Below are 18840 nucleotides of genomic sequence, written 5' to 3' on the forward strand. Positions count from 1 at the left end.
GAGCAAGTCATGAGACGTCGGAGAATCGCGACCGCGGTCGCCCTGAGCGGTCTGCTCGCCACGCTGGCGGCATGCGGTGGCGGGAGCGGATCGAGCACCGCCTCCGCGGACGGCAAGGGCACGCTGACGTTCTTCACCTGGGACGCGGAAGCCACCATGCAGCCGCTGGTCAACGAGTTCCAGAAGGAGAATCCGGGCATCAAGATCAAGATGTCCTACGCGCCCCCGGTGGACGACTACATCAACACCCTGCAGAAGCGGCTGCTCGCCCACCAGGCCGCCGACGTGTTCATCCTCGGCAACAAGACCGAGCAGGTCGGCGGCGGTTATGTGAAGGACCTGACCAACCTCAAGGCGGTGAGCGAGGTCTCGCCGTTCAACAAGGCCGCCGAGACCTACAAGGGCAAGGTCTACGGCGTGTCGACGGTCTCCTGGGGCGGCGGCTACCTGGTCAACCTGGATCTGCTGGCCAAGGTCGGCGTCACCAAGCCGCCGGCCACCTGGGCCGAGTTCCTCGCGATGTGCGCGAAGCTCAAGGCGAAGGGCATCAGCCCGCTGCTCGAACCGTCGGACGGCATCTCGACGACCGTGATGGCCAAGATAGGGCAGGCCGACCAGCAGGCCGGCGGTGACCTGGACACCCAGATCTACGACGGCAAGACCACGTTCAGCAAGGCGTGGACGCCCTCGCTGGACTCGTGGGCGCAGCTCTACCAGAAGGGCCTCGTGTCCAAGGACGTGGCCGGACTGAAGGGCGACCAGGTCCAGAGCGAGTTCATCTCCGGCCGTGTCGCGATGATCGCCACGGGTTCCTGGGGCGTGGCCCCGGTCCGGCAGGGCGCCAAGAAGATGAAGATCGACTTCTGGCCGGTGCCGGGTGAGCAGGCCGGTCAGGACTACTGGGCCGGTGCCGCGGCTCCCGCCTACGCGATCAACTCGCGGGCCAAGAACCCGGTGGCGGCCGAGAAGTGGATCAACTTCCTTGCCGGGGCCAAGGGTTCGAAGATCTACCACGACACCACCGGCTCCATCACCACCACGTCGACGTACAAGCCCACCCTGGACCCGGCGCTCGCCAAGATGTACCCGGCCGTCGTCGCCGGAAAGATCTGGTGCACCTGGCAGGCCTGGCCCGGCGCGAACACCAGCCCGCTGGACGCCGCGATGCTCGCCGAGGTCCAGCAGACGGTCCTGGGCGAGGCCAAGCCCGCGGACGTCACCAAGGCACTGGACTCCAAGTGGGCCACCCTCAAGTAGACCGCCCCGCATTAGGTCGACCTCAGCCGTACCGACCTCAACACGACCACCGGGTCGCGGCCCGCTACGGCGGGCGGGCCGCGACCCCGCTCACCCGTGAACACCCAGGAAAGGAGGATGACATGACCATTGACACGTCCCCGCGGACAGAACCCGAGATCACGCAGACGCGACCCCCGTCGCCGAGAGCCGTCGCGGCCCGCTGGCGGGAGCGGGCGGCCGGAGAGGCCTTCCTGATCCCGATCGCACTGGTGGTGCTGATCCTCGTCGCCATCCCGTTCGCCCGCTCCGTGTACTACAGCTTCACCGACTTCTCGGGCATGTCACCCGACACCAAGTTCGTCGGCTGGCAGAACTACCACCGCGTCTTCACCGACAGCTCTCTGCTGTCGGGGCTCTCGTTCACCCTGCTGTTCGCGGTCAGCACCACCGTGATCATCACCGTGCTGGCGATACCGCTGGCCGTCGTACTCAACAGGAAGTTCTTCGGCCAGGGCCTGGCCCGCGCGGTGTTCTTCTTCCCGGCCATCCCGAGCATCGCGGTGCTGGGCATGGTGTGGAACTTCATCCTGAACCCACTGGCGTCCGGCGCCCTCAACCGGCTGCTGCACTCGCTGTTCCACCTGGGTGCGACGCCGTGGCTGGCGGACAACACCCTCGCGAAGGTCTCCGTCATCGTGGTCGGCGTATGGGCCGCGACCGGATGGCACGCGATCCTGTACCTGGCGTATCTCCAGTCGATTCCCAGTGACTACTACGAGGCCGCCACCCTCGACGGCGCCTCGCCCCGCCAGCGGTTCTTCCACATCACGCTGCCGCTGCTGACGCCCGCGCTCACCATCAGCACCATGCTGCTGATGGTCCAGGGCCTCAACGTCTTCGCGCTGCCGGTCTCGCTGACCGGAGGCGGGCCCGGATACGCGACGTACACGATCACCCAGACGATCGTCGTCAGCGGTATCTCGCAGGCCCAGTACGGCCAGGCCTCGGCGCTCGGGGTCGTGTTCATGCTCGCCGTCGGGCTGGTCATCCTCGTCCAGTTCCGGCTGACCCGGCGCCTGGAAGGGAGTGGGTCATGACCCGCCGCGGTGCCTCGATCCTCACCAGTGCGGTGATGCTCCTGCTGTCCTGTCTGATGGCGGTGCCGTTCTATTACGTGGCCGTCAACACCTTCAAGTCGCAGGGCGAGATGGCGGCCTCGCCGTTCGGACTTCCGCACTCGTGGAGTCTGCAGAACTACCGGCACGCCTTCGACACCCTGCCCGTGGTGCGTGCCTTCTTCAACACGCTGTACGTCACCGCCGCGTCGGTGGTGCTGATGCTGCTGGTCGGCTCTATGGCGGCGTTCGCGATGATCTACCGCAGGTCCCGGCTGCACACCGTGTTCGGCGCGATCCTGCTGGCCGCGTTCCTGGTGCCGTACCAGAGCACGATCATCCCGCTCTACCAGATGTTGGTGGACGCCGAGTTGGTCGACTCGCTCAACGGTCTGGTGGTCATCTACCTGGCCGGCGCGGTCTTCTGCTACTTCATCATCATCGGCTACATGCGATCGGTGCCGTTGGAGATCCTGGAGGCGGCGCGGATCGACGGGGCCGGGGCCTTCCGGATCTACTGGGCCATCGTGCTGCCGCTGGTGCGCCCGGTATTGATCACGGTGGGGGTGTTCCAGACGATGTGGGTCTGGAACGACTACATCTCCCCCACCATCCTGCTGAGCACCCCCGAGAAATCGACTCTCGTGCTGCTGGCCTCCCAGGCGGTGGCCCAGTTCACCACGGACTGGCCGGCGTTCATGACGATCACCGTCATCGTCCTGATCCCGATGGTGATCTTCTTCCTGACCATGCAGAAGTACATCGTCGAGGGCCTGGTCGCCGGGAGCGTGAAGGGGTGAGCACCGCACACGACTCGGCCGCGTACGACCGGTTCCTGCTCGCGTACTTCCTGGACGAGCACGACGAACACGGTGAACAGGTCCGCTTCGCGGTCAGCGACGGCCCCGCCCCCGTCTCCTGGACCGCGCTCAACGCGGGCGAGCCGGTCCTCAGGTCCGACGTCGGCGAGCACGGTGCCCGCGACCCCTTCCTGCTGCGGGACCACCGCACGGGAGTGTTCGTCCTGCTCGCGACGGACCTGCGGGTGTGGCCCACCCAGGACTGGGACCGGGCGGTGCGGCACGGCAGCCGGGGCATCCTCGTATGGACCTCGCACGACCTGGTGTCCTGGACCGCGCCCTACCTGGTGCGGGTCGCCCCGCCCGAGGCGGGCAACACCTGGGCGCCCAAGGCGATCTGGTCCGAGGAGCGGGGGTGCTGGATGCTGGTCTGGGCCTCCGCCCTCTTCGCCGGGGCGGACCGGTCGGCGGGGACGTACCAGCGGATCATGGCAGCGCCGACCCAGGACTTCGTCACCTTCGGACCGGCCGAGGTCTACCTCGACCTGGGCCATGACGTGATCGACGCGGCCTTCCTGCGCGACGGCCCGGACTGGTACCGCTTCTCCGTGAACACCCGTCCGGTCCCGGAGGACCCCAAGGCGGGCACACACATCCTCGTCGAGCGGGGCACCTCCTTCGACGACCCCGCGTACGTCCCGGTCGCCGTGGACGTGGGCCGGGGCGACCTCCAGCGGGGCGAAGGCCCGGCCGTGACGCGCTCGGCGGACGGCACCAGCTATCTCCTCGTCGACGAGTTCGGACTGCGCGGCTACCACCTGTTCACCACCGACGGGCCGCCCGGCGGCAGTTGGCGCCTGGTCCCGGACGCACGCCTGCCGGCCGGCGCACGCCACGGTTCGCTGCTCCCCATCACCAGCGACGAGGCCGACCACCTGCTGACCGCCAACTGGCCTGCCCCGCACCATAGTTGAGCCCGAGCGGGGCCCGCGGGCCCCGTCCGAACCAATCCCACCCCCTCGGCCGGGGCGGCACCGCCGTCCCGGGCCGCGTCCTGCGAACAGTGCTGTTCAACAGAGAAGGGGACACCGCTGTGCGAAGAACCCGCTCGGCACTCCGCCTGGTCATATCGATCCTGGCGTTCTGCCTCGTCACCGCCTCCATGACCCTCGCGGCCCCGCGAGCCGAGGCCGCCGGCTGCACCACCTACTACGTCTCCTCCGCCTCCGGCAGCGACTCGAACAACGGCTGCACCGCCGCCACCGCCTGGAAGACCCTCACCAACGTCAACGCCACCACCTTCGCCGCCGGCAACCAGATCCTCTTCCAGGACGGCGGCTCCTGGACCGGCGAACTCCAGCCGCAGGGCTCGGGAGCGAGCGGCAGCCAGATCGTGATCTCCAGCTACGGTTCCGGCGCCGCCCCCATCCTCGACGGCGGGGGCGCGGACGCCACCGTCTATCTGCACAACCAGCAGTACTGGACGATCCAGAACCTGGAGATCACCAATACCGCGTCCAGCGCGGCGGTCCGCAGCGGCATCCAGTTGCAGAACGACACCAGCGGGATCCTCGCGGGCATCCACCTCCTGAACAACAACATCCATGACGTGAAGGGGTATTGGACCAACAGCGGCGGGGTCCAGCCCAGCAAGTCCTCGGGCATCGCGTTCAACGTCACCGACGACAACACCACCAGCGGCTGGGACGACGTCCAGATCACCGGCAACACGCTCACGCACGACGACGCCGGCGGCATCTACATCGGTTCGCTGCTCGGGCTGAACCACGACATCAACGCCACCAACGTCGTGATCGACGGCAACACCCTCACCGACATGGGCGGCAACGACATCGTCTGCGTGTTCTGCGCCTCGCCGGTCGTGCAGAACAACGTGGCCACCGACAACGGCTACCGCTTCTCCGGCGCCGGTCTGTGGACGGCGTGGTCGACCAACGGCCTGTGGCAGTACAACGAGGTCTCCCGCCAGTACCGCCAGCTCTACGACGGCCAGGCCTTCGACATCGACAACCACACCACCGGGACGGTCGTCCAGTACAACTGGAGCCACGACAACCCGTTCGGCTTCACCGAGTGGTGCTGCTACAGCGGCTTCGGCGCGAAGACCTCGGTCGTCCGCTACAACATCAGCCAGAACGACGGCGCCTCCAACGCGGTCTTCCCGCTGATGTCCGGTGTGGACAGCTCCAGCAGCGCCGCCGTGTACAACAACACGATCTACCAGCCCGAGGGCAACAACGGCAAGGTCACCGACGGCACCCCGAACAGCACGGTCACCTTCTCCAACAACATCATCTACAAGCTGGGCACGGGCGGTTACTCCACGACCAGGACCACCTGGAACCACAACCTCTTCTACGGCAACCACCCGTCGACGGAGCCGTCCGACTCGGCGAAGATCACCACCGACCCGCTGTTCGTGAAACCGGGCGGCGGCAGCGCGGGCCGCTCGACCGCGGCGGCCTACAAACTCCGCAGCGGTTCCCCGGCGTTCGGCGCGGGCGCGGTCGTCTCCGGCAACGGTGGCCTGGATTACTTCGGCAACGCGGTCTCCTCCACCGCGGCCCCCAACATCGGCGCCTACAACGGCACTTCCGTGGCCGACCCCACCGCCACCGCCGGTGCCTACTGGCCGCTCGACGAGGCCACCGGCACCGCGACCGCCGACATCAGCGGCGGCTCCAACAACGGCACGCTCCAGGCCGGAGCCTCCTGGATCACCGGCAAGTTCGGCGCGGGCGCCGTCAACCTGACCGGCACCAGCACTTCTTGGGTCGACGTGCCCACCACCGCCGTGGACACCAGCGGCAGTTACTCGGTCTCCGCCTGGGTGAAGCCCAGCAGTGTCAGCGGCAGCCAGACCTACGCGAGCATCGACGGCAGCAGCATCAGCCCGTTCTACCTCCAACTGTCGGGCGGCACCTTCGCGTTCACGGTCCGCAGCGCCGACTCCACCGGCGCGAGCTACAAGCAGGTCACCGGCGGCTCCCCGACGACCGGCGCCTGGTACCACCTGACCGGCGTGTACGACAACAGCGCCCACACCATCGCCCTGTATGTCAACGGCACCCTCCAGGGCAGCACCACCTTCGCCTCCCCGTGGAAGGCGACCGGGCACACGGTGATCGGCCGCGCCAAGTGGAACGGCGCCAACGTCGACTTCGCCAACGGCGCGATCGACGACGTCCGCATGGTCCCCCGAGCGCTCACCGCACGGGAGGCGTACGCGCTGGGCACCGGCGCGGCCGGCTACTACCAACTCGACGAGGGCAGCGGGAAGTCCTTCACCAACCTCCTCGGCAACACCGCCAACGGCTACACCGAGGGCAATGCCGGCTGGGCGGGCAGCGGGAAGGTGGGCAGCAACGCCCTGAGCCTGGACGGCAGTAACGCGACGATGGGTGTCGTCCCGTCCTCGGTGATCGACACCGGGCAGAGCTACTCGGTCGGCGCCTGGGTCAAGCTGAACAGCGTCTCCGGGAACCAGACCTTCGCCAGTCTGGTCGGCTCCAAGGTCAGCCCGTTCTATCTCCAGTTGTCCGGCGGCAAGTTCGTCTTCGTCACCCGTGCCTCCGACGCCAACGCCTCGACGGCCACCAGCGTCACGGCGAGCGCGTCGGCGGCGACCGGCACCTGGTACCACGTGCTGGGCGTCTTCGACAGCAGCGCCCAGACGATCTCGCTGTACGTCAACGGCACCCTCCAGGGCACGACGTCCTTCACCACCCCCTGGACGGTCGGCGGCGCCACCCTGATCGGGGCCGGCACCTACAACCAGGGGCCGGTCGACTTCACCAACGGCCAGATCGACGACGTCCACTTCTACAACCGGGTGCTCACCGCCTCGGAGATCTCGGCCCTCGCCGCCGGCTGAGCCGGCGACGCCACAAGCGGGTGCCCGGCCCGGAGAGATGCGGCTCGGCGGGCCGGGCACCCTTCCACCACTCACGTATGGGGGTCAACGATGACCACGTCGGTGCGCCAGACCCGCCGCCCCAACACGGCTTCCCGGCGCCGTACGGCGCCCCGCCGCGCGATTCCCGGCTGGGCGGTCACCGTCGCGGGTGTCCTCGGCGCCGTGGCGATCACGGCCGTCGTCCTGCTGACAGGTGGACACCGGGATACGGCGGCCGCGACACCGGCCCCGCTCACCCCGCCGCCCACCGCCGTGGTCGCCGAGATCAACGACCAGGCCGTCCCCGTACGGGAGTTCGCCCTCTACCTCACGCAGGAACGGGCCGCGACCTTCGCCCACTTCCGGCAGGCCTACGGCGTCAGCGACGGCCCCGGCTTCTGGACCACACCCCACGGCGGCACCACCCCGGCCGCCTACGCCCGCGAACTCGCCCTCGCCGACGTCACCCACGCCACCGTCGTCCTCGGCCTCGCCCACCGCGAGGGGCTGCTCGCCGACCCCGGCTACGACGCCTTCCTCGCCGACTGGACCGCCGAGAACACCCGCCGCGACAAGGCCGTGGCCGCCCACCAGGTCGTCTACGGCCCCGCGCGGTACACCGAGGCCAACTACCTCTCCTACGTCCTGCACGACCTCGACGCCCAGTTGGAGACAGAGTTGGCCGCGAACGGCACCATCGCGGTCCCCGACGGGCTCGACGCGCAGGCCCGCCAGGTCTACGTCCACACCCACTACCAGTCACTCACGACCAAGCTCACCGGCCAGGCCAGCACGCACCTCGCGCGTGCCGTCTACGACGCCGTTCCCGTGAGCTGACATACGCCATCCACATCCCCCTCAGGAGTCCCGACCCTCCCGCCGGCTCTTCCTCGGGATGGCCGCCGCCGTCCCTCTGGCCCTCTCCCCCGGCACCGCCTCCGCCCGCGCGGCGATGACTGCCGGGCGCGAAGTCCACCCCCCCTCGACCCGCGCAGCGCAGTCTGCTAAGCGCTACCGGCTCGGTTCCGGCCGGGCCGTCCCCTCGGCCCTTCCCTGGCCCGTCGGCGTTGCCGGTCGTCCGTCGGCGGAAGCCATGAAGCGCAGCATCCTGCGGTTGATCTCCTCCGCGTGGTCGATCTGCGGTCCGTGGCCCGTGCCGGCGATGATCTCGGCTCGGGCGCCGGGGACCACGCGCGGTACGCGTTCCACCTGCCGCTGCGGGTGGACGAGGAGGCTTCGCCTACCGAGCACCAGATAGAGCGGCGTCCTGATGGTGGACAACTCCTCCTCGGACAGCGGAAGCGGAGCCGGGCGGCGTATGCGGTAGGCGCGAACCGCCGTTCTGATCATTGTGCGCAGTTCCGGCACGACGAGGACCGGCTGTTCGAGCCAGGCCGCCAGTCGCGGGCGGAGCGCCTTGGGCGCGAAGGTCGCGAAGAGGCTTGCGAAGATCCAGACGAAGAAGCGCAGCCCCACCTTCTCCAGGCCCCCGGGGTCGAGCAAGGTGACCGAGGCGAGGCGACCGGGCCTGCGGTGTGCCTGGTTCAGGGCAAGCCAGCCACCGTAGGAGGAACCGACGAGGTGGACGCGGTCGAGTCCGAGCCCGGCGAGTGTCTCGTCCAGCCACTGCGCCGCGTGTTCGGGCTGATGAATGGGTTCGCGCTGCACACTGCGGCCGGGATCGCCCAGGGTGTCGATCGCGTAGACCGCGCGGTCCGCGCTGAGGGCGGGGGTGTTCGGGTACCACATGGCGGAGCACGAACCCGCCCCGTGCACGAGGACGACGGGGGTACGGGGTCGGGCATCGTCGTCCGCGGGGCCGTAGCGGTAGACGTGCGTGGTGCCGAAGGAGGTTTCCACGTCCACTTCCGCGAGCACGGGCGCCCCCAGCGCGTAGACCGCGTCGCAGGCCGTGAAGTAGCGCTCCCGCAAGGCATCAGTCGCATAACGGCCGACGTCGGCCTGGGTTCGGGCAGCGGTCTCGGGCATGGCCACCTCCGGCGCATCGACTTTCGTGATACGAACGTACCACGACGTTGGTACATCTGTATCATCAAAAAGGCCCGCAGGGGCATTGTGAAAACGACGAGCGGAGAACCGGCCGATGCCCAAGCGCGTGGACCACGCAGTTCGGCGCACCGAGATCACGGAGGCCCTCGTCCGGGTCGCCGACCGACGCGGACTGCATGCCGTCGGGATGCGCGAGGTGGCGGCGGAGGCGGGCGTGTCACTGCGACTGGTGCAGTACTACTTCGAGACCAAGGAGAAGCTGCTGCTGTCCGGGCTCGACCTGCTGGCGAAGAGATTCGGCGAGCGGGTCTCGGCCCGGGTCCGGGCCACCGGGGAGAGTCCTGGTCCACGCGCGATGGTCGAGGCGCTGCTGATGGCCGCGCTACCGACGGACGACGAGAGCCGAACCTTCCACCACCTCTACACCTCCTACGCGGTGCTGGCCGTGAACGACCCGGCGCTCGCGGCCCAGCCCTTCATCACGAACCCTGACGCCGCCGAAGTCGCCCTCGCCGAACTCCTCGGACAGGCACGGGAAGCGGCACTGCTCGAACCCGGTGTTGACGCACACTCGGAGGCCGTCGGCCTGCTTGCCATGTCCGCGGGACTCGGCACCAGCATCCTCGTCGGCCAGCGCAGCCCGGAGTCCGCGACCGCAGTCCTGAACCACCACCTGAACCGGATCTTCCGCCCCCAGTGATGCGAGACCACCTGCACGTGGTCCCCGCTTCAGCCGACCGGGACCCACTGGAAGTCGTCCGCGGGACTTCGGGCCAGGGAGATCCAGCGTAGATAGGGGTCGGCGAGGCCGAGCAACTGGTCATGACGGTGACCGTTGTCGCGCAGGCCGGCTCCGACCAGGTACAGGGAGTTGCGTCGAGCGAGAGGGCCACGCAGAGCGGCGATGTCGAGTGCGGTGGTCGCCAGCAGGCCGGGGGCCTCTGCGAAGACCCATGCCACCGGGCGCCGGCGGGCGGCTTCGTCGAGTTGGGCGACGAAGGCGGTGCGAGCCGGGGCGGTGAGGTAGCTGAGCAGCGAAGCGGTGAACACGACCACCGGCTCGCGGCCCGGCAGTTCGCCGAGAATCCGGGCGGTGTCCGTGGTCGCGTCGCCGGTCACCACACTCACACCCGACGCAACGGCCGCGAGGCCGAACGCGCCCCGCAGAGTGGCGAGTTCGCCGGTCTGCTCGGGCCAGATGAACGCTTCCAGCCAGGCTCGGGCATCGGGGTCGTCCGGGTCGATCGGATGTTGGTCGATGCCGAGTCGCCGGGTGATCCCCCGCACTGGCGCCCACTTCGACCAGGGCGAACGGGACCCGGCCAACGGCGGTGGACGTGATCGACACCGAGGCGCAGGGCGACGCAGCGGCGGATCTCGTTGGTCTGGGTGGATCGGCGCGACAGCAGCAGGGCCAGCTCGTCGCGATGCCGGCGGCAGAAGGCGGCAAACGTCGGCACCAGTTGGTCGTCGACCGCTCTGCGCCCACCGTGGATCGGGTAGTAGGCGGCCAGCCCCGAGTCCCGGCGTGATGTGAGAAGCAGGTTCACCGCCGCGAACAGGAGACTGGGGCGGCGCTGATCCTCCGGTGTTTCGAGAAGCAGCGCGAGAAGGCTGTCGTCACCCGCGACACCTTCGCTGAGGGTCTCGTACACCGGCGAACGGCCGGCCCCTTGTGTCGCGCCGAAGAAACGGAACAGACGCCGGTGCCGCTCGACTTCGATTGCTCCCTCAGGCCGCACCACACGAGCGTTCTACCATCCCGGACCGCTCCACCTCCGGCAGCGCGACCGCACACCCTCCCCATTCTGAATCGTTTCATTACCTTGTCAAGGCGCGGGAAACGAAAGCAATACCTGCTCCCGGCGCATCGCCCGATCCCTTGTTTTATACGTTTCACCGGCCCGAAGCTCCGCAGGAAGCCCGCTCGCTCAATGGCTCGCTCCCTGAAAGGACGTGGTCGCATGACACCGTCGTCTGCCCACGCATCGCCCGACGGCAACGGCACCCCGGAGACCTCCGGACGCTGGACCCCGCGCCTGGCCGGCGTCCTGCTCGCGCTGACCTGGCCCACGCAGTTGGTGACCGCGGTGGTGATCCTCGGCTCCAACTCGCTCGCGAGTGTGGCCCAGGTCTTCCACACCACCCAGGTCGTGTGGTTCACCCTCGTCGTCACGCTCGTCTACACCCTGTTCACGCCGTTCCTCTTCAAGCTGGGCGACCTGTACGGCAGGAAGCGGATCATGGTGGCCGTCACCGGCCTGGCCGTGGTCGGCGACTCCGTCGCCGCGATGGCGGGCCACTACTGGCTGGTCCTCGTGGGCCGGGCCCTCGGCGCCGGCTACGGCGTGTTCCCGGCGCTCGCCTACCCCGCCATCCGCGACATCTTCCCGGCCCGGCTGGTGAAGTCGGCCACCGGCCTGCTGGCCAGCGCCGGCGGCCTGGTCGCCCTGGCCTCGCCGTTCCTCGCGGCCTGGCTGGTCGACGGCTGGGGGTACCGCGGCGGACTGTGGTTCCTGGCCTCGGTCTCCGCCGTGGCCTTCGTCCTGGTCGTCCTCCTCGTCCCGGAGACCCCGCGACACGCCTTCGACTCCGGCTTCGACTGGCTCGGCGGCCTCACCCTCGGTGGCGGCCTGAGCGCCCTCGTCTACGTACTGGGCCGGGGCGGCGAGTGGGGCTGGGGCAGCGGCGAGACGCTGAGCTGGATCACCGGCGGCGCCCTGGCGCTGATCGCCTTCGTCCTCGTGGAGCGCTCCGCGTCGTATCCGATCCTGAATCTGAAGGTGCTACGGCGCAGAAGCGTCGCGACCGTCCTACTGTCCGCGTCCTGGGGCCAGGCGGTCGCCTTCTCCGCACCGACGATCAGCATCCTGCTGGCCCTCTACCCGCACATCCCCGGCGTCTCCGACGGCCTCGGCTGGAGCGTCCACCACAACGCGGTGATCACCGCCCCCGCCTCCGTGATCGTCTTCCTCATCGGGGTCTACTCCAGCCGTCTGATGCGCCGCGTCGACGCCCGGCTCCTCGCCCGCTGCGGGCTCGCCCTGATGGCGCTGGGCTTCCTGCTGATGGGCTCGTTCCACGCCGACGAGACGCAGTTGATGTGGACGATGTGCGTCGCCAACCTGGGCGGCGGCACGGTCGTCGCCGCGGCCCCCGTCATGGTCGTCGGCGCCGTCACCCCGGACGAGCACGGCCAGGCCAGCGGCACGCTCATCATGCTGCTGGGCCTGTTCAGCGCGCTCTTCGGCGCCCTGTTCTTCGCGGTCCTCGACGCCCACAGCACGGTCATGAAGGGCACCGCCTTCTACAGCGACAGCGGCTACACCGCGGCGCTGCGACTGGGTGGCCTGCTCGGCCTGGTCGCGCTGGGGATCGCCCTGTTCATCCCGCCGCTGCGCGAACCCGAACGGGACGCGGCCGCCCTGCCCGTCCCCGCCGCGCACTGAACCCGTTACGTCCGAGAAGGGCCGCGAACTCCGCCATGCCACAGCACAGTTGGACCGCCCAGGTCATCAGCCCCCGACCCCAGGAGCACCACACCCCGGCACCACCCGCGGCCCTTCTCCGGACCGATTTCACCGTACGGCGAGAGGTGCGGTCGGCCCGTATCCTGGCCACCGCGCTCGGCGTCTACGAACTCGAACTCAACGGCACGACGGTCGGCGACCTCGTCCTGACCCCCGGCTGGACCAGTTACCACCACCGCCACCGCTACCAGGTCCACGACGTGACTCCCCTGCTCCGCCCGGGCGCCAACGCCTGGGGTGCCCACCTGGCGGACGGCTGGTACCGGGGCCTGCTCGGTTTCAACGGCGGCACCCGCGACCTCTACGGCCCGCACACCGGCCTCCTCGCCGAACTGCACATCGAGTACACCGACGGCACCACCGACACCGTCGTCACCGGCCCCGACTGGCGCACGAGCGACGGCCCGGTGACCTCGGCCGGCCTCTACGAGGGCGAGGAGTACGACGCCCGCCGGGAGCAACTCGGCTGGAGCGAACCGGACTTCGACGACTCCACCTGGCAACCGGCGCGCCTGCTCCCCGACTTCGACACGTCCGTCCTGTTCCCGGCGGACAGCCCACCGGTCCGCCGTATCGAGTACGTCGAACCGGTCTCAGTCGATACGACCGAACCCGGGCGCCTGCTCCTCGACTTCGGGCAGAACCTGGTCGGGCGGCTGAGCATCCGGACCCGTGGCCCGGCCGGGCACACGATCACCCTGCGCCACGCCGAACTCCTGGAGAACGGCACGCTCTCCACCCACTCCCTCGGCCGTGCCGCCGCCACCGACCGCTACACCCTGCGCGGCGACTCCACCGGCGAGGAGTGGGAGCCGCGCTTCACCTTCCACGGCTTCCGCTACGCCGAACTCGACGGCTGGCCCGGCGAGTTGAAGCCGGGTGACGTCACCGCCGTCGTCCTGCACAGCGACCTGCGCCGCACCGGCTGGTTCAGCTGTTCCGACCCCGCGCTGAACCGGCTGCACGAGAACGTGGTGTGGGGCATGCGCGGCAACTTCCTCGACGTGCCCACCGACTGCCCGCAACGCGACGAGCGTCTCGGCTGGACCGGCGACGTCCAGGTGTTCGCGCCCACCGCCGCCTACCTCTACGACGTCCGGGACTTCCTGCGCTCCTGGCTGCGCGACCTGGCCGCCGAGCAGGCCGCCGACGCCCGTGGCATCCCGCCCGTAATGAGCCCCCAGGTGCCCCTGCTCATCCCCAACTCCCCACCGCCCGGCGAGAACCGGCCGATGGCGGGCTGGGGCGACGCGACCGTGATCGTCCCCTGGGTGCTGTACGAGCGCTACGGCGACACCGAGGTGCTGCGCGCCCAGTACCCGTCCATGCGTGCCTGGGTCGACGCCGTCGACACGATCGCCGGGCCCGGTCATGTCTGGGGCGAGGGCTTCCAGTTCGGCGACTGGCTCGACCCCACCGCACCTCCGGCGATGCCCCCACGGGCTTCCACCTCCTCCCAACTGGTCGCCACCGCCTACTTCGCCCTCTCCGCGCGCCTGCTGGCCCGTACCGCCGACGTACTGGAGGAGAAGGACGACGCCACCCGCTACCACGCACTGGCCGACGCGGTACGCGAGGCCTTCCGCGCCCGCTTCCACGCGGGTGGCGGCCGTCTGACCGAACAGACCCAGACCGCCTACGCCCTCGCCCTCATGTTCCGGCTGCTCGACGAAGGCACCGAACGAGCCGTGGCCGGTGCGGAGTTGGCGGCCCTGGTCGCGGAGCGCGGCCATCGCATCGGCACCGGATTCCTCGGCACCCCGCTCGTGTGCGAGGCGCTGGCCGAGTCCGGGCACCTCGACACCGCCTACCGGCTGCTGCTCGAACGCTCCTGCCCCTCCTGGCTGTACCAGGTGGAGATGGGCGCCACCACCGTCTGGGAGCGCTGGGACGCCCTGCTCCCCGACGGCAGCGTCAACCCCAGCCCCATGACGTCCTTCAACCACTACGCCCCCGGCGCGGTCGCCGACTGGCTCCACCGCACGGTCGCCGGGCTGGCCCCCGCCGAACCCGGCTACCGCCGCCTCGTGATCCGCCCGCGCCCCGGCGCAGGCCTCACCTGGGCCAAGGCGGCACACGAGACGCCGTACGGCAGGGCGGAGACGTCATGGCGGATCGTGGACGGTGAGCTGCGGGTGGAGGTCCTGGTCCCGGAGTCGACGACGGCCACGGTTGAACTGCCGGGCACCGAGCCCGTGGAGACCGGCCCCGGCCGGCACACCTTCCGCTGCCCGCTGACCGTGGAAGGCAGCTGAGTCGTGTACCCCATAGACCCCGAGTTGGCGGGCCGCCTGGAGATCGTCTCGCGGTTCTCGTTCGCGGACCACCGGAAGGCCCGGGCGAACATGGCCCGGGCGCTCGCGCATCTGCCGCCGTACGAGTCCGCCGTGGCGCTCGATGTGTACGACGACGTCCTCGTGTCGGACTCGCAGATTCCGGTGCGTGTCTACCGCCCTGCCCAGCCGGAGGGCGACCTGCCCGGTCTGCTCTTCCTCCATGGCGGCGGGTTCGTCCTCGGCAGTGTCGCGGCGGCGGACGCGGACGCCCGGCGCCTGGCCGCCGAGACGGGTGTGGTGGTCGTATCCGTGGAGTACCGCCTGGCCCCCGAGCACCGGTATCCGGCCGCGGTCGAGGACTGCTACGCGGCCCTGGTGTGGGTGGCGAAGAACGCGGCCGAACTCGGCCTGGACTCCAACAGGTTGGGGGTGTTCGGGGAGAGCGCGGGCGGCGGCCTGGCGGCGGCCGTCACTCTCCTGGCCCGGGACCGGGGCGGTCCGCCTCTCCGCTTCCAGTTCCTGTGCACACCCGAGTTGGACGACCGCCTCGCCACCCCGTCGATGCGGGCCTACGCCGACACCCCCGGCTGGAACCTGCCCGACGCGGAGCTGAGTTGGGACCGCTATCTGGGAGAGGGTGTTCGCGGCGGCGACGACGTCTCCTGCTACGCGGCTCCTGCCCGCGCCGAGGACCTGTCCGGACTGCCGCCCGCGTACATCACGGTCTGCCAGTTCGACCCGCTCCGCGACGAGGGCATCGTCTACGCCCAGCGCCTCGCCCAGGCCGGTGTACTCACCGAACTGCACCTCCACCCGGGCACGTTCCACGGCTCGCACCAGGGAAACGACGCCACGGTCACCCGCAGGATGCTCGCCGAGCAGATCGATGCATTGCGCGCCGGCCTGGGAGGGGAGGCGCCCGGAAGCCGCCCACACGCCTCGCCTCCTACGGTCTTCCCGCCCCGCGGGGACGGGTCGCCGACGTCCGCACCACCAGACTCGGCTGGATGACGATGTGAGGTGTCTCGTCGGTCGGCGGGAGGCCCGCGTCGGGGTCGCCGACGATCTCGATCAGCGCCCGCAGGGCCCGTCGGCCGAGTTCGTCGAAGTCCTGGTGGACGGTGGTCAGGGACGGGCCGAAGTACTCGGTCTCCGGCATGTCGTCGAAACCGACGACGCTGATGTCCTCGGGCACCCGGCGCCCGGCCTTCTCCAGGGCCCGGAGCAGGCCGAGGGCCATGTGGTCGTTGGCGCAGAAAACGGCGGTGACCTCGGGGTCGGCCGCGATCCGTCGACCGAGTTCGTATCCGGTGCGGGCCGTCCAGTCCCCGCCGGACAGCGGTGCCGGCACGGGAGCGCCCCGCTTCTCCAGCGTTCCGCGCCAGCCGGCCTCGCGTTCCCGTGCGTCGAGCCACGAGCGCGGTCCGACCAGGTGGTGGACCGTGTGGTGGCCGAGGTCGAGGAGGTAGGAGGTGGCCAGCTCGGCACCGGCCTCGTTGTCCACGGCGACCGAGGCGAGCGTTACGTGGGTGCCGCAACCGACCGCGACCAGGGGAATGTCCGACGGTACGTTCGCCAGCGCTCCGATCGCAGCCGTCTGCGGCGCGATGACGACGATCCCTTCGACTCCCTGGTCCCGGAGCCGGTCGACGGCGTCCAGTACCGAACGCCGGTCGAGCGCGCCGACGGCGGCCACGGTGACGAAGTACTCGTGCTGCCGGGCCGCCTGCTCGATGCCGTAGAGCATGCAAGCCGGGCCGTACAGCGTGGTGTTGAAGCTGACCACGCCCAGGGTGCGGGTGCGGCGGGTGGCCAGGGTGCGGGCGGCGGCGTTGGGGCGGTAGCCGAGTTCGCGGACGGCGGCGAGCACACGGTCCCGGGTCACGGGCCGTACGTTCGGGTGGTTGTTGAGGACCCGCGAGACGGTCTGATGCGAGACGCCCGCGATCCGGGCCACATCCGCCATCACCGGCGCACGATCCCCGTCCATGGTCCGCCCCCTCCCCGTCGTGGACGATTGTTAGCGCACACATGGAGAGAGGTCAAGGCGGTCGCATCCTCGTCCTGGATCTCCGCGCCGTGTCTCATGTGCCCTTTGTTTCCACACTTTTGACCATGCGGCAGTGTTGACCCGCCGTTCACCCCGGCGTAAAAATTCGGTGTCGCAGGACCGGCCGACCGTCGGAGACAACGCTCGGACCAGAGCGGATTTCGGACCGCCGCACCCCCTCACTCCCGCTCACCCCACCCCTCCCCATCCCCATCCCCTCGCACCTCGGACGAGTGCGTGTCCGAGTGCCTGAATTGTTAGCGCTAACAATCCTCCTGCTCCCCCCGCTCCCGCCTCCCGGGCTCCCATTGCCGGGCCGGCGATGAACGCAAGTCGGAAGAGGTTCACAGTGACAGGCAGACACCTCAAAGGGTTCGCGCTGAGGGTGGGCGCGGTGCTCGCCCTGCTCGCCGGCATCCTGGTCGGGGCCTTCGGCGCCGCCGGCACGGCCCAGGCCGCCTCGTCCCTGCCGTGCGACATCTACGCCACCGCGGGGACGCCCTGCGCCGCGGCGCACAGCACGACCCGGGCGCTCTATGCCACGTACAACGGCGCCCTCTACCAGGTGAAGCGCGCCTCGGACTCCACCACGTTGGACATCGGCGTGCTCGCCGCCGGGGGGTATGCGAACGCGGCCGCGCAGGACTCCTTCTGTTCGGGAACGACCTGCGTCATCACCAAGATCTACGACCAGTCCTCGAACCACAACGATCTGACCATCGAGGGCCCGGGCGGCAACGGAGGCCAGGACGTGGGCGCGATCGCCAACGCCCTCCCGGTCACGGTCGGCGGCCACGCGGCGTACGGCGTCTTCGTGTCCCCCGGTGTCGGCTACCGCGACAACAGCACCACGGGCATCGCCACCGGCAGCGCCCCCGAGGGCACCTACATGGTCGCGTCCGGCCATCACGTGAACAACCGCTGCTGCTTCGACTACGGCAACGCCGAGACGTCCGGCAACGACACCGGCAACGGCCACATGGACGCGCTCAACTTCGGCACCGAGTGCTGGTTCTCGTGCAGCGGAACCGGTTCCGGTCCCTGGGTCGAGGCCGACCTGGAGAACGGCCTGTTCTTCGGAGCGAACGGCTCCTACTCGGGCAACACCGGAATCTCCAGCGAGTACGTCACCGCGATGCTGAAGAACAACGGCACGACGACCTACGCCCTCAAGGGCGGTAACGCGCAGTCGGGCTCGCTGACCACCTTCTACAACGGGGCGCTGCCCAACCTCGGCGGCTACACCCCGATGCAGAAGGAGGGTGCCATCGTCCTCGGCACCGGCGGTGACAACAGCAACGGCTCCGACGGCTCCTTCTTCGAGGGCGTCATGACGACCGGCTATCCGACCGACGCGACCGACAACGCCGTGCAGGCCAACGTCACCTCGGTCGGCTACACCACTCCGGCCGCCACGTTCCCGGTCGCCGGCACCGCCTACCGGCTGACCAACGTCAACAGCGGCAAGGTCCTCGACGCGGTGAACTGCGGTACGGCGAACGGCACCGCGATCGACCAGTGGGCCTCGCTCGGCAACACCTGCCAGCAGTGGAAGTTCACCAGCGCGGGCAACGGCCACTACACGATCACCAACGTCAACAGCGGCACCACCCTCGACTCCGTGAACTGCGCACAGAGCAACGGCACGGCCCTGGACCTGTGGGCCTCGCTGGGCAACCTCTGCCAGGAGTGGGACGTGACCCACGTCGGCAGCCACTACACCATCACCAACGTCGGCAACGGCATGGCCATCGACGTGAAGAACTGCGGCACCGCCAACGGCGTCGCCGTCCGCCAGTGGCAGCAGCTCGACAACACCTGCCAGCAGTGGGACATCGCCCCCTGACCGACCTCACTGACGGCCTCCTCTGACCCACCCCCCTCCGACCGGGGCGGCACACCGC

General features: G+C 69.5%; 14 protein-coding genes and 1 pseudogene. 11 read left to right on the forward strand and 4 right to left on the reverse strand.

Annotated elements, in window-relative coordinates; all coding sequences use genetic code 11:
- Positions 1 to 9 precede the first annotated feature (9 nt).
- The 6 genes from ABZT04_RS35375 (at position 10) to ABZT04_RS35400 (ending at position 7907) form a co-directional block, all read left to right on the forward strand.
- Positions 10 to 1257, forward strand: a complete 1248-nt coding sequence (locus ABZT04_RS35375; protein ID WP_356061663.1) for an extracellular solute-binding protein — start codon at positions 10 to 12, stop codon at positions 1255 to 1257.
- Between the two features lie 122 nt (positions 1258 to 1379).
- Entirely contained in the window at positions 1380 to 2336 is a 957-nt protein-coding gene (locus tag ABZT04_RS35380; protein ID WP_356061666.1) for a sugar ABC transporter permease, read from the forward strand.
- Complete coding sequence (locus ABZT04_RS35385) at positions 2333 to 3154, forward strand: carbohydrate ABC transporter permease (protein WP_356061669.1); 822 nt, start codon at positions 2333 to 2335, stop codon at positions 3152 to 3154. The genes ABZT04_RS35380 and ABZT04_RS35385 overlap by 4 nt, the downstream gene beginning before the upstream one ends.
- Positions 3151 to 4128 (forward strand): glycoside hydrolase family 43 protein, encoded by a 978-nt coding sequence (locus tag ABZT04_RS35390; protein ID WP_356061671.1) that lies wholly within the window; start codon positions 3151 to 3153, stop codon positions 4126 to 4128. The genes ABZT04_RS35385 and ABZT04_RS35390 overlap by 4 nt, the downstream gene beginning before the upstream one ends.
- A 119-nt stretch (positions 4129 to 4247) precedes the next feature.
- Positions 4248 to 7049, forward strand: a complete 2802-nt coding sequence (locus tag ABZT04_RS35395) for a LamG-like jellyroll fold domain-containing protein (RefSeq protein ID WP_356061674.1) — start codon at positions 4248 to 4250, stop codon at positions 7047 to 7049.
- Between the two features lie 90 nt (positions 7050 to 7139).
- Complete coding sequence (locus ABZT04_RS35400; RefSeq protein ID WP_356061677.1) at positions 7140 to 7907, forward strand: hypothetical protein; 768 nt, start codon at positions 7140 to 7142, stop codon at positions 7905 to 7907.
- 174 nt (positions 7908 to 8081) lie between these two features.
- On the opposite strand, the gene ABZT04_RS35405 is transcribed toward ABZT04_RS35400, so the two are convergent.
- Positions 8082 to 9059, reverse strand: a complete 978-nt coding sequence (locus ABZT04_RS35405; RefSeq protein WP_356061680.1) for an alpha/beta fold hydrolase — start codon at positions 9057 to 9059, stop codon at positions 8082 to 8084.
- Between the two features lie 115 nt (positions 9060 to 9174).
- Here ABZT04_RS35405 and ABZT04_RS35410 point away from each other — a divergent pair, with 115 nt between their 5' ends.
- Entirely contained in the window at positions 9175 to 9780 is a 606-nt protein-coding gene (locus ABZT04_RS35410; RefSeq protein ID WP_356061683.1) for a TetR/AcrR family transcriptional regulator, read from the forward strand.
- Positions 9781 to 9809: 29 nt separating this feature from the next.
- On the opposite strand, the gene ABZT04_RS35415 is transcribed toward ABZT04_RS35410, so the two are convergent.
- Entirely contained in the window at positions 9810 to 10406 is a 597-nt protein-coding gene (locus tag ABZT04_RS35415) for a DUF2332 family protein (RefSeq protein ID WP_356061686.1), read from the reverse strand.
- Positions 10407 to 10447: 41 nt separating this feature from the next.
- Positions 10448 to 10825: pseudogene (locus ABZT04_RS35420) on the reverse strand (DUF2332 family protein); the annotation flags it as partial.
- Positions 10826 to 11044: 219 nt separating this feature from the next.
- Here ABZT04_RS35420 and ABZT04_RS35425 point away from each other — a divergent pair.
- The 3 genes from ABZT04_RS35425 to ABZT04_RS35435 are packed head-to-tail and all read left to right on the forward strand — an operon-like array spanning position 11045 to position 15897.
- Positions 11045 to 12529 carry an MFS transporter gene (locus ABZT04_RS35425; protein ID WP_356061689.1) on the forward strand — a complete coding sequence of 495 codons (1485 nt, stop codon included), beginning with the start codon at positions 11045 to 11047 and terminating at the stop codon, positions 12527 to 12529.
- A 35-nt stretch (positions 12530 to 12564) separates the two neighbouring features.
- A complete protein-coding gene (locus ABZT04_RS35430) occupies positions 12565 to 14865 on the forward strand; it encodes a glycoside hydrolase family 78 protein (protein ID WP_356061692.1) in 2301 nt (766 codons plus the stop codon).
- A gap of 3 nt (positions 14866 to 14868) precedes the next feature.
- Positions 14869 to 15897 carry an alpha/beta hydrolase gene (locus ABZT04_RS35435; RefSeq protein ID WP_356061695.1) on the forward strand — a complete coding sequence of 343 codons (1029 nt, stop codon included), beginning with the start codon at positions 14869 to 14871 and terminating at the stop codon, positions 15895 to 15897.
- Here ABZT04_RS35435 and ABZT04_RS35440 read toward each other — a convergent pair.
- Positions 15833 to 16876, reverse strand: coding sequence for a substrate-binding domain-containing protein (locus ABZT04_RS35440; RefSeq protein WP_356061698.1), 1044 nt, complete (start codon positions 16874 to 16876; stop codon positions 15833 to 15835). The two genes, ABZT04_RS35435 and ABZT04_RS35440, sit on opposite strands and share 65 nt — an antisense overlap.
- 409 nt (positions 16877 to 17285) lie before the next feature.
- Between ABZT04_RS35440 and ABZT04_RS35445 the strand changes: the two genes are divergently transcribed.
- The gene (locus ABZT04_RS35445; protein WP_356061701.1) at positions 17286 to 18782 is read left to right on the forward strand and encodes an arabinofuranosidase catalytic domain-containing protein; all 1497 of its coding nucleotides are present in this window, start codon (positions 17286 to 17288) and stop codon (positions 18780 to 18782) included.
- Positions 18783 to 18840 lie beyond the last annotated feature (58 nt).

This window comes from Streptomyces sp. NPDC005492, from assembly GCF_040605995.1.
Classification (GTDB): Bacteria; Actinomycetota; Actinomycetes; order Streptomycetales; family Streptomycetaceae; genus Streptomyces.